Genomic DNA, 12,286 nt, shown 5'->3' on the forward strand with positions numbered 1-12,286 from the left:
TTTGTTCTCTTGTCATACATAGATAAAAGTACCCCTTCCACATAAAGGTCTTTGTTAAGACTACCTTTTACAAGTTCAAAAGTGTTCATAAGTTCACTTACTCCCTCTAAGGCATAGTATTCAGTCTGAATTGGGATAATTATTGAATCACTTGCCACAAGGGAATTGATGGATAGTAGTCCCAATGATGGAGGACAATCTATAAGAACAAAGTCATATTCTTTTTTGATTTGACCTATAATTTCTTTTAGCTTTCTGGTTCTTTCAAGAGGATCTAAGTCAACAAGTTCTACTTCAAGACCAGATAGGGAATTTTCTGATGAAATAAGGTCAACTCCTGATTCAGTTTTTATTACATACTTATCAAAACCTTCTTCTGTAGGCTCTTGATTTTGTGAATCATCTTCACTTTTTTCTTCCATAATTTTTTCGCCCTTGCCTGTAAGGTCGATAAATCTCTTGCCAGAATCCTCTTTTGCTTCTTCAACAGGCTTTTCTTCCTCTTTGATTTCTTCTGCCTCAATAATAGGTTCATTTTTCCTTTTTTCCTCTTCTTCAGCGAGGATATAAAAAAGGTCATAGACAGATGTATCTACCTTATTCTTATCTATGCCAAGTCCTGTTGTTGCGTTGGCCTGGGGATCCATATCTATAACTAGAACTTTTTTATCTAAATAGGCGAGAGCCACTGCTAGGTTTACAACAGTAGTTGTTTTCCCAACCCCACCTTTTTGATTAAATACTGATATAGTTTTCATATTCACCTCTTATAACTAATATGCACATATCGATTAACTTATTCTTTACTATTCTTCTTACCTTATTACGATCACCCTTTACCTTGATTTTCCTTATATATTTCTTTCCTTTATATAAGACACCAGCATAGGCGAGACCTAGGTGAGCGTAGCCAGTTGTTGCAAGACATAAATCAGAGCCCGTCGCTTTATAAAGTCCATCAAGCATTTCACTTGCCACTTCAGGGCTAACCACGTCAAATTTTTCAATTGTTTCATATGAAACATTTAACAACTTATGTTTAATTTCATTAGCGTAGGTAATGTAGGATTCTTTTAGGACATCACTTGCACCTGCTATATCTACTATAGACGAGGCCACAAGACCACCTGTAATAGATTCAGCCGCAGAGATAAATTCTCCTTTATCTCTTAACTCATCAATTAGGACTTCTTCTCTTAACTTATCCTCTGTAGTTATTAATAAAGGTCCAAAAGCTTGTCTTACCTTATCAAGTCCTTTTTCTAAAGAAGCTTTTACTTTGCCTTCATTTTCTCCACTAGCAGTAACTCTTAATTCTACTCCCGTACTTTTTGCATAAGGACTTATTGTTGGGTCTGATCCTGATAGGTCAACCCTACTTGCCACATCCCATTCGCCCATTAGAGCAATCTTACAATTTATAGATTTTATAATTAGATCAGTATGAATCCTTGGCACAACTTCTTCATCAAACATATGATGCATTTCATTTGGTGGGCCAGGCATTAAAACGTATTTGGTTTTATCCCCCAGTATGCAACCAGGTGCAGTGCCTTGTTCGTTTTTTAAAATTACTGCTGACTTTGGGAAAATCGCTTGTTTTTTATTAATGGACATTGCTTTTTTCTCGTCATTAAAATATTTTTTCAACTCTTCGTATGATTTTTCATCTAAAACCATCTCATCTTCAAGACCCAAAACCTTTACTACCGTTTCTTTTGTAAGGTCATCAGCAGTTGGTCCTAGACCTCCACTTACAAATACATAATCATATTTGCCATTGGCTTCTTTGAGCGCTTCAAAGAGCCTTTCCGGATTGTCACCAATAGTAACCATCTTATATAAATTTATGCCCAAGTCTTGAAGTCTTGCGGCAATAAATTTAGAATTTGTATCCAAAATTGAACCAAGCAGGATTTCTGTTCCTACCGAATAAATTATAGCTTTCATAAATCCACCTTAATGTTTCATGTGAAACTTTTCTACCTATATTTTACTTCAACTTGTGTAAAGGTCTAATTTTGTGAAACAAAAAACACCTAGGCTTTTTGCCTAAGTGTTATTAGAGAATATATTCCTATAATAAAAAATACAATGTAGATACAAATGCCTAGAGGACTCAAACCCTGATCCAAAAATGGAATCATGGCTATCATATTGTTAGTTGCGTGAATTATTATAGAAGCTTTAATCGATCTGGTTTTGTAATATACATAAGCTAGGACAAGACCTAAGAAGAAAGCGTTAGAGCTTTGTAAGATATTAAAGTGGTAAATCCCAAAAACTAAGGCTGTTAAAAATATAGTGCCTTTTAACGAAATCTCTTTTCTTAATTCCTCAAACAAAACTCCCCTGAAAAGTAATTCCTCGACTAAAGGAGCTCCTATTATAACTGCTATAAGTATAAATATACCATCGACAGGCCCCTTGGCTCTGAAAGCTTTTTCTAGAAGTTCAAGTGCATCATTTACTAATTTTGATCCTTCTAGGGCTTTTACAATAATATTTTCAAGAATATTTCCAAAACCAAGTGTGCCTAATCCAATTCCGACAAAAATAAGAGGGTTCGAAATCTTCTCATTTTCTATATATCTTCTTCCCAATTCATTTCTATAAACATTATCTCGTTTTCCTATATAGAAATATAAAATAGTGAGTTTTATAAGTTGACCAATTAGTAGTCCGTAAATAATGTAGTCACTAGCTTTGAGGACGTCCCCATCTTTGATTTTAGCCATAATGCCTGGTATACTCGCTCCTGTAATAACGTCTATAATAACATTTATAATAACAAATGCCATTATAATAAAGAAAGTCTTAATGCATTTTTTGAATTTTTCCATATAATCTCCTCTGTTTCACATGAAACACTATAGGGGTTTTCTCTTGGGAAGATTTTGTCCCCTTGGATAAGTCTTCTTGGAAGACCTAACCTTTTTTACAACCACATTACACCTCTCGTTGCCATCAAGGTCAAATTTTTTGCTCTCGATTACTTCCCCGCCCAAAATATTAAGGGCATTGGCTGCTAGCTTAACTTCTTCATCTGCCTTTGGACCTTTAAGAGCTATGAAGAGTCCTCCGACTTTTACAAAAGGAAGGCAAAGCTCGGATAGGGTTGACATATTTGCTACCGCTCTAGATACCACCACATCAAAACTCTCCCTATTTTCTTTTGCAAAGTCTTCTGCTCTGGTGTGGATCGCACAGGTATGAGTAAGGCATAATTTTTCTATAACTTCATTCATAAAATTTACTTTTTTATTAACTGAATCTATTAAGGTTAAATCAAAATCTTTCTCTATCCTAAGTGGTATTCCCGGAAATCCAGCCCCAGCTCCAAGATCCAAAACCCTATCACCTTCATTTATATAGTCTAAGACAGTAAGGGAATCCTTAAAGTGTTTTACTTCGATTTCAGCCGGGTCTGTGATTGTTGTTAAGTTTGTGTGAGAATTGACCTCTAATAAATAATCTGCATAAACTTTATACTTATCCATAAAGTTCTCCAGTCTTTAGCCTAATCAAAAGCACATTTATGTCTGCAGGGCTTACGCCAGAAATTCTTGAGGCTTGACCAAGGGAGTCTGGTTTAATCTCGTTAAGTTTCTCTGCAGATTCCTTTTTAAGACCTGGTATCTTTGAGTAATCTATATCGTGGCTCAATTTTTTGCTTTCTAATTTTTTGAATTTCTCTATGTCTTTAAGCTGCTTGTTGATATAGCCTTCATATTTGATTTCAGTTTGAACACTCATCCTTATATATGAAGGGAGGTCAGCTCTTTCTGGATCAAAAATCGCAGTATTCTCATAGGTCATTTCTGGTCTTTTTATTAATTCATAAAGGGTAAGGCCGTTATTTAACGGGGTTGACCCTAGATTTTCAAGAGCCTTGTTAGTTTCTTCCTTTGGTGTCAAGGATATTGTCTTTAGTCTTTCTATTTCGCCATCAATCAGCTCACGTTTGGCAAGCATTTTTTGATATCTCTCATCAGACACAAGCCCGATATCATGACCTTTTTTTGATAATCTCACATCGGCATTATCTTGGCGCATGGTTAGCCTATATTCACACCTAGATGTCATCATCCTGTATGGTTCGTTGGTGCCTTCTGTTACCAAGTCATCAATCAAAACCCCAATATAGGCATCAGACCTGTCTAGGATAAATTCATCTTCGCCTTTTATCTTTAAACTAGCATTGATTCCTGCCACAAGACCTTGGCCAGCGGCTTCTTCATAGCCTGATGATCCGTTGATTTGTCCAGCAAAATAAAGTCCGCTGTAAGCCTTTGATTCCAAGGTTCTTTTTAATTCTCTTGTATCAATCATATCGTACTCTATAGCGTAAGCAGGTCTCATTATCTTTACATCCTCAAGACCAATTATAGTTTTATAAAATTCCATTTGGACTTCTTGAGGAAGGGAAGAAGATACACCTTGAACGTACATTTCATTTGTTGTAAGACCTTCTGGTTCTATAAAGACCTGGTGGATATCCCTGTCAGGAAACCTCACCATCTTATCTTCGATTGAAGGACAGTACCTAGGTCCGATTCCCTTAATTTTGCCGCCATATATTGGTGACCTATCAAGGTTATCCATGATAATTTGTTTTGTTTCTTCTGTTGTATAAGTGAGGAAACAATTTTCTTGCTGCCTATCTGAGTAATCCTTGCCCTCATTTAAAAATGAAAATGGAATTACTTCCTTATCGCCCTCCTGTACTGTTGTTAGGTCATAATTTATAGAATCTCTGTGAACTCTCGCAGGCGTACCTGTCTTAAACCTACGGATATTAAAACCCATTTCTCTCAAACTGTCTGTCAGAAATGTCGCTGCAGAAAGTCCGTGTGGACCACTTACCTTTTCATAGTCACCGATTAAGATTTTCCCATTTAGATAGGTGCCAGTACAAATTATAAGAGCCTTTGTTTGGTAAATTGCTCCCTGGACTGTTTCACATGAAACAATTTTTCCGTCCTCATAATTTATTTTGTCTACTTCTTGCTCAAAAAGGTCTAAATTGTCCTCCAAGACTTTTTTCATTTCTTCGTGATATTTTCTTTTGTCAGCTTGAACTCTAAGCGAATGAACTGCCGGACCCTTTGAAGTGTTAAGCATCCTTGATTGAATAAAGGTCTTGTCAATATTTATTGCCATTTCTCCGCCCAAGGCATCAATCTCTCTTACTATATGACCCTTGCCAGTACCACCAATATTGGGGTTACAAGGCATATCTGCTATTGATTCCATAGATGTTGTTAAAACTAAGGTCTTCATGCCAAGTCTAGCTGCTGAAAGTGCCGCTTCACATCCAGCGTGACCTGCACCAACAACAACTACATCGTAGCTTCCTGCTTGATATTTATTTTCCAACGCAAAACTCCTTAAATACTTTGTCCATTATCTCTCCTGATACACTCTCACCAATTATTAGACCAAGATCTTCATAAGCCGAAGACAAGTCAACCTCACAGGCATCAATAGGAATCCCGGCCTCCATATCCTTTAGCGAAGAATTTATTTTTTCTTCCGCTGACTTTAACAATCTTTCGTGTCTAGTATTCGTTATTAAGACTGATTCCCTATTAATTTCCTTGGTATCAAAAATATCTCTGATTGTATCTTCAAGCTTCCTTATACCCGTTTGATCAATCATTGATGTTTTTATAATAGGGAGGTCTAGGTCAAAATCTTTTTCTCCAAATTTACTTTCAAGGTCTGCCTTATTTAAAATAATTATAGCATTTTTCCCCTTAATAAGGTCCAAAATTTTCTCATCTTCTTCATCAAAATCCCTCGACATATCAAAAATCGCAAGGATAAGGTCAGACTGGTCAACAAGTTCAATTGACTTATCTACTCCGATTTTTTCAACTAAGTCATCTGTATCTCTGATTCCAGCTGTATCGTTAATCTTTAAGGTGAAATCTCCGAGGGAAATGTATTCTGTAATCAAATCCCTGGTTGTCCCCGGTATATCTGTAACAATCGCTCTGTTCTCATCAAGAAGTGCATTCAAAAGCGAAGATTTGCCAACATTTGGTTTGCCGATTATGGTTGTATTTATACCGTCTTTTACGAGTTTGCCCTTATTTGATGTAGAGGCAAGTTCGTCAATTTTTTTCTTGGCTGTTTTGATATAAGATGTAATATCCGATACAGGTAGGTCTTCGCCATCTTCTGTAAAGTTTATCGAATACTCTAGTCGGGCAAGGCCCTCTTTCAAATCATTCCTAATTTCCCTAATCTTTTTTGTAAGCGATCCTTGTAACTGGCTTAGACCTTGACTAGCTGATAATTTATTGGTCGAATTAATTATATCTAAGACCGCTTCGGCTTGGGATAAGTCAATCCTACCATTGAGGAAGGCTCTTTTAGTAAATTCCCCTGGTTCAGCCAAGTCTGCACCCTTGTCTAAAAGTAGATTTAAAATTTCCCTAACAGCTACAAAAGACCCATGGCAGTTAATCTCGCACACGTCTTCCCTAGTATAGGTAGCAGGCGCCTTCATAAAAGCAACCATTACCTCATCAATAATTTCTCCATCATTTCCAATAATATGACCATAACGAAGGTATCTATTATCCTTGTCTGGATTAATTGGTCTCTTATTAATAGGTCTAAATATTTCATTTATAATAGCTAGGGTATCGTCCCCTGTCATCCTTACTATCGAAATCCCACCAGTGCCCGCTGGAGTTGAGATAGCAGCTATCGTTTTTGCCATATATCCTCCTTGATATTTAGTGATAATATCCACTACTTTCACTAGTGGTCTGTAACATAAAGATTATAGTGGAAATTAGCGTTTTGTCAACATAAAAGCTTGACTTATAGCCATCTGAATATGATTAATAAAATTTTTAAAAAATCCCAAAAAAATCTCACATTTTTTGAAAAATTCATTTTCATTATTGGTGAAATATGATATATTAAATGTAACGAAGATTTTTTGGAGGAATTATGAATCTATCATCACTGTCTTCCCTACAATGGAATCTCATAGCGGGAGGACTAGCTATATTCTTATTCGGTATCAGCCTTATGGGAGATGCCCTAACAAATTTTGCAGGGCCCAAAATGCGAGGCTACGTTGAAAAATACACCTCAAACCCAATCAAAGGTATACTAGTAGGAATAGTTATTACAGGACTAATCCAGTCCTCATCAGCAACCACAGTTATAGCTATTTCCTTCGTAAGAGCAGGCATCATGAGCCTAGAACAGGCCATAGGAGTCACTCTCGGAGCAAATATTGGTACAACTGTAACATCTATCCTTATTGGTTTTAACCTAGGATATTTTTCCTACTTTATTGCCCTCATAGGTGTTTTAATTTTTATGTTCTCTGCCAAAAGAAAAAATAAATACATAGGTGAAATTTTTATTGGTTTCGGACTTTTATTTATAGGTCTAGAAATGATGGGAGGCTCTCTAGAAGAACTCAAAAATATACCTGGTTTTGAAGAAGTAGTAGCAAATGTTGGTCAAAGGCCAATCCTCGGCGTTCTTATAGGTACAATCCTAACAGCCATGCTCCAATCATCTTCAGCCTTCATAGGTATTACCCAATCACTTTACGCTTCAGGCGCCATAAGCCTAGAAGTGGCCCTAGCACTCATGTTTGGTGCTAATATAGGTACTTGTATCACAGCTATACTTGCAAGTCTTGGAGGATCCTTGTCAGCAAAAAGGACATCCCTCTTCCACATACTCTTTAACGTATCGGTCTCTCTAGTATTTTTAATATTCCTAGGCCCATACGAACAATTAGTACAAACTATAGCAAGCGCCACAAATGCAAGCGACCTAATGACCATAGCTGTTGGCCATTTTACCTTTAACTTTGTAGGAATGATAATCTTCCTACCACTAATCAAAGTAGTTGCAAGACTATTAAGAAAGATAATCCCTGGCAAGGATTCAATCCTTACAGACCTAGGAAACATCGAATTAGACGAAAGACTAATCTCAGCCTTCCCAGCAGCAGCCCTATCTCAAACAAAAACTGCTATCATCCAGGAAGCTGTAGTAGCCCTTGAAAACATCAAGGCTACCAAGTCTTACCTAAACACCAAAGACAAGAAATTTTATGACACAGCCAAAGAAGCCGAATCAATGGTAAACGATATGGATACTAAAATCCAAGGCTACCTACTAAACTTGGCACAAAACCAATTGCCACCAGAAATCGAAAGAGACATGCAGACCTATCTCCAAGTACAAATGAACGTCGAAAGAATATCAGACCTAGCAGAAAACTTGGCAGATTACTTCCATGAAATCTACGAATCAGGAACAGGCTACGGTGAAGAGGCAATCAAGGACTTAAACGACATCTGTGACTTTGTAATAAACAATATAGCTTGCGCTGTAGAAATTTTTGAAAACATAGATCTAGCTAAATTCAATAGATTAACAGAAGATGAAGCATCCCTTGACCTAATGGAATTAAAACTTAGAAAGAGCCACTACTCTAGATTAAAACAAGGACTCGACATGACAACCATGGCCTCCTACGTCTACAACGACATCCTATCCACCATGGAAAGGATTGGTGACCACGCCTACAACATAGCGAGAGTAACAGTAGAGCCAATAAAAACCCACACAGGTTTTCATATCGAAGGAGAAGATGGCAAAGCAATATTCTAAAAAAAGCCCCAGTCGGGGCTTTTTTCATTGAAAAAATTCCACTTTTTGACATAAATTTGATTTTCACTTATAATTAAAATCTAGAATAGAAAAAAATTAGGAGGATGTTTTGGGAAAATTTGATATATTTAATTTCTACCTGCTTTTAAGGATGACTATGGCCTTGGCAGCAGGCTTTATAATTGGGTCTGAAAGAGAAAATAAAAATAAATCAGCAGGCACAAGAACCCACACCCTAGTATGTTTAGGCGCATGCCTTGCTATGATTGTATCAAAATACGGATTTTATGATGTAGAACACTTTGATGCAGCAAGAATCGCCGCTCAAATTGTATCGGGAGTAGGTTTCTTGGGTGCAGGGGTAATATTCGTTAAAAACTACGGAGTCACAGGTCTTACAACCGCAGCAGGAATCTGGACTACATCTATAATAGGCATGGCATTCGGATCTGGTATGTATTTTTTAGGCATAATCGCCACAAGCTTTATAGTATTTTTTCAGTCCTATATGTTCCCTGGGGAAATCTTCCAAAGGCATACCCAATATACAGCCCTCATCGAATCCAACAACTCAAACATAATCGGAAAAATCGATGCCTATATAGACGAAAACCACCTCCACAAAAAAGGCTACAACTTGAGATTTAAGGATGAAAAATTCATCTTAAACTTCCAAATTTACCCAAAAGACCAAGAAGAACTATCCCACTTCATAACCTTCCTAGAAAACGACCTCCACGTGGAGAAGTTTGATATATTTTAAATTAAAAAGATAATACTCTCAACGAAAACAAACATAAAAAGGCAATAGTTGAAAACTACTGCCTTTTTCTTACTTTCTTAAAATAAATAAATATTCATGTGCTATTAGTAAAAAATTATAATCTACACTTCTTTGCTTCCAAAAACCTGTTGCCTTTGTGTTATGTTGTTCCTTAATAATAAGTTCTTTTAATTTAAAACCTTCGTCTTCAAAGACTTTTAGTACATCGAAACCTAAATGAACCATGTGTTTGGTTTTTCTAGTATCGCCCATTAAAACAGCACAAAATTTATCTTTTTTTAAGACTCTATACGATTCAGCTGCTACTTTTTTCATCTCTTTTAAAAATTCATCTATCTTTAATAGTGATAAATCATCTTCAATATCATCTGAATATTTTATTATATCTGCATATGGTGGATGGGTGCAGATCAAATCAATACTTTCATCTTTTAAGAAATCTAAATCCCTAGCATCGCCCTTCACAAGTTTAACCTTACCCATGGGCCTATCATTCAAATTAAAATCTATTTTTTCTTTACACCTATCTAAGGCTACATCATTGACATCTACACCAATTATATTTCTGTTTAAAAGCTTAGCTTCTACTAAAGTTGTTCCACCGCCAGCAAACTGATCGAGAACTATATTCCCTTCCTCTGAATATCTTAAAAGAACATTTCTTGGTATGTAAGGTGACCAATTCCCTCTCCATTTTGCATCGTGAGTTGCCCAGTTTCCTCTTTTTGGAAAAGACCAATGTGTAGTCATTTCCAATTCAAAATCATCTGGTTCCCATTTTTTTATCTTTGCCATTTATAAAATTACCTCTTTTAAACATCCATTCTTCAAATCATTTATATTAAAGATTAAATCCATACACTCAAAAGTTTCTTGGAGATTTCTCTTAGCTGACTTCCAACCAAATCCATCTGTGATCCAAATAAACTTAAATCCATCTATATCTTGGGCTTCAAGCGCTAAATTTTTATAACTTCTTGCAGTTTCATTAAGTTTTGAACCTCCACTATTATAAAAATTTGTTTCTATAGCATAAATATTTTCATCTGTTTTTATAACATAGTCAAATCGCTTACTAGACTTCCCTTCATTTACAATTGAGCCCAAATTAATATTCCAAGTATCTTCAATATTTTTTGCATACATCTCTTTAAAATAAGTCTCATCTCGAATAAATCCAGCATCTATGATAAAATCTTCAACTAAGTCTTCCATAATATGACCGCCCCTGTTTTTTCTTGCATTAGAATCAAGACCAGTTTCAACTCCCATTGCATAATCAAATAAATTACTAGTTATTTTATTTCTTATTAAATCAAATAACCCTGTCTCCCTCATAAAATACATATATTGCTCTGGACTTTGATTAACTTTATTAAACGAATAAATAAATTCGCCATTATCATCGAGGGCATGAATTTCTATAGTTCTAACAGCCAAAAGAAGTGGTACGGCTTTCAAGCATTCAGGATATTTGTTTACTAAATCGTAAAAATCTTTTTCGATATTTTCAGAACCTATCAAGGAATTTAAAATATTAAGTTCTACTTTATACTTGTTTGCATTTCTATAAACTTTTTCAAAATCTACATAATAGTCATAAGTTCTCAAAAAATTAGTGAATGTTAAAAGCCATTTGTTGAAATCTCTCATCATCGTCCTCCTTATAATTATTTATTAATAGTTCGTACACAAACCCTCTATTATTTTTATCTGAATTTATAAACCTTTTTGCTACTACTCTCTTTATATTAAATCCTTTGTATAAATCATCAAAAAAATTATCTTCTGTATTATAATTTTTTGGATCTGAATTGCTCAATAATAAATGAGCTGATTTTTTATCCATTTTTTCAAAAAATGCCGCTAATTCAATTTGATTTTCATCGTTAAAACTATCCTTAGAATAAGATGTAAAATTAGAAGTAGACTTAATTGGTCTATAAGGCGGATCAAAATAAACGAAAGTATTTTTATCTATAAAATCAGCAGATTTTTTAAAATCACCATGGATAATTTCTACATTTTGAAGTTTTTTACTTACACTTATAAGATTATCTTTATCTAAAATTTTAGGATTTTTATAAGATCCGATTGGTACATTAAATAATCCCCTCATATTCTCTCTGTATAATCCATTAAATCCTGTTTTATTTAGAAAAATAAATAAGGCTGCTCTTTTTAAACTATCAGAATTTTTTAAAACTTTTAATTTATTAAATTCTTCTCTGTTTTTATAATAAATAACTTTTCTTTCTTCATGAGTTAGGTCTTTATATTCATTTTGAAATTCTTCTAACAAGTCAATTAAATGTTCTACATCATCCCTAATTACCTTATAAGAATTTATAACTTCTTTATTTATATCGCTTATGTAAACTTCTTTTAGGTCAAAGTTGTTAAGGACATCAAATAAGACAGCCCCGGCTCCAACAAAAGGTTCACAATATTTATTAATTTGTTCGTTAAAAAGATAGTGCTTTCTTATTTCATGTAATAACTGACTTTTTCCACCAGCCCATTTTATAAAAGGCTTAGCTTCAATAATTTTTTCTTTGTCACTCATAGTTGTCCTTCCTATTACTGGTAACTATAAGTTACTTTACTCTATTGCTTAATAAAGATCCTCTTATAATTTTTTACATAAAAAAAGAGTACCCTTTCGGATACTCGATTATGTTTATTCTCCTACATAGTCTACTACTACGTATCTTTGTGGTTCGCGGCCTTCGGAGTGGCTTGAGACGTTTCTGTGTTTTGAGATTTCTTCATGGGCTAGACGTCTTTCGTAGGAGTTCATGTATCTTAGGTTCCATGATTTTCCGCTTTGGGCTACTTTTT

12 protein-coding genes are annotated in these 12,286 nt (G+C 35.1%); 2 read left to right on the top strand and 10 right to left on the bottom strand.

Annotated features, from left to right (window positions below):
- The 6 genes from RQ893_RS05505 to mnmE all read right to left on the bottom strand — a co-directional run.
- Positions 1-758, bottom strand: a 758-nt coding sequence (locus RQ893_RS05505; protein ID WP_311482050.1) for an AAA family ATPase, incomplete at its 3' end; no start/stop codon positions are given.
- Positions 736-1,950: a CinA family nicotinamide mononucleotide deamidase-related protein gene (locus tag RQ893_RS05510; protein ID WP_311482051.1), complete on the bottom strand. Its 1,215-nt coding sequence runs from the start codon at positions 1,948-1,950 to the stop codon at positions 736-738. The genes RQ893_RS05505 and RQ893_RS05510, both read right to left, overlap by 23 nt.
- A gap of 89 nt (positions 1,951-2,039) precedes the next feature.
- Positions 2,040-2,843: a type II CAAX prenyl endopeptidase Rce1 family protein gene (locus tag RQ893_RS05515; RefSeq protein WP_311482052.1), complete on the bottom strand. Its 804-nt coding sequence runs from the start codon at positions 2,841-2,843 to the stop codon at positions 2,040-2,042.
- 27 nt (positions 2,844-2,870) lie between these two features.
- The gene (rsmG, locus tag RQ893_RS05520) at positions 2,871-3,500 is read right to left on the bottom strand and encodes a 16S rRNA (guanine(527)-N(7))-methyltransferase RsmG (RefSeq protein ID WP_311482053.1); all 630 of its coding nucleotides are present in this window, start codon (positions 3,498-3,500) and stop codon (positions 2,871-2,873) included.
- On the bottom strand, positions 3,493-5,379 hold the full coding sequence (gene mnmG, locus RQ893_RS05525) for a tRNA uridine-5-carboxymethylaminomethyl(34) synthesis enzyme MnmG (protein ID WP_311482054.1): 1,887 nt from the start codon (positions 5,377-5,379) through the stop codon (positions 3,493-3,495). The genes rsmG and mnmG overlap by 8 nt, the downstream gene beginning before the upstream one ends.
- Entirely contained in the window at positions 5,369-6,733 is a 1,365-nt protein-coding gene (gene mnmE, locus RQ893_RS05530) for a tRNA uridine-5-carboxymethylaminomethyl(34) synthesis GTPase MnmE (RefSeq protein ID WP_311482055.1), read from the bottom strand. The genes mnmG and mnmE overlap by 11 nt, the downstream gene beginning before the upstream one ends.
- 236 nt (positions 6,734-6,969) lie before the next feature.
- On the opposite strand from mnmE, the gene RQ893_RS05535 reads away from it, so the two are divergent.
- Both RQ893_RS05535 and RQ893_RS05540 read left to right on the top strand, forming a co-directional pair.
- The gene (locus tag RQ893_RS05535; protein WP_311482056.1) at positions 6,970-8,661 is read left to right on the top strand and encodes a Na/Pi cotransporter family protein; all 1,692 of its coding nucleotides are present in this window, start codon (positions 6,970-6,972) and stop codon (positions 8,659-8,661) included.
- Positions 8,662-8,770: 109 nt separating this feature from the next.
- Complete coding sequence (locus tag RQ893_RS05540) at positions 8,771-9,424, top strand: MgtC/SapB family protein (RefSeq protein WP_311482057.1); 654 nt, start codon at positions 8,771-8,773, stop codon at positions 9,422-9,424.
- Between the two features lie 69 nt (positions 9,425-9,493).
- Here the strand turns inward: RQ893_RS05540 and RQ893_RS05545 are convergent, their stop codons facing one another.
- The 4 genes from RQ893_RS05545 to RQ893_RS05560 form a co-directional block, all read right to left on the bottom strand.
- The gene (locus RQ893_RS05545) at positions 9,494-10,240 is read right to left on the bottom strand and encodes a DNA methyltransferase (RefSeq protein WP_311482058.1); all 747 of its coding nucleotides are present in this window, start codon (positions 10,238-10,240) and stop codon (positions 9,494-9,496) included.
- The gene (locus RQ893_RS05550) at positions 10,241-11,098 is read right to left on the bottom strand and encodes a type II restriction endonuclease (RefSeq protein WP_311482059.1); all 858 of its coding nucleotides are present in this window, start codon (positions 11,096-11,098) and stop codon (positions 10,241-10,243) included. It lies immediately after the preceding gene.
- Positions 11,061-12,011 carry a DNA adenine methylase gene (locus RQ893_RS05555; protein ID WP_311482060.1) on the bottom strand — a complete coding sequence of 317 codons (951 nt, stop codon included), beginning with the start codon at positions 12,009-12,011 and terminating at the stop codon, positions 11,061-11,063. The genes RQ893_RS05550 and RQ893_RS05555 overlap by 38 nt, the downstream gene beginning before the upstream one ends.
- A gap of 114 nt (positions 12,012-12,125) precedes the next feature.
- Positions 12,126-12,286 (bottom strand): R3H domain-containing nucleic acid-binding protein (locus RQ893_RS05560; RefSeq protein ID WP_311482061.1); only part of this gene is annotated, 161 nt, incomplete at its 5' end.

The sequence above is a fragment of the uncultured Anaerococcus sp. genome (assembly GCF_963510915.1).
In the GTDB taxonomy this organism is placed as follows: Bacteria; Bacillota; Clostridia; order Tissierellales; family Peptoniphilaceae; genus Anaerococcus.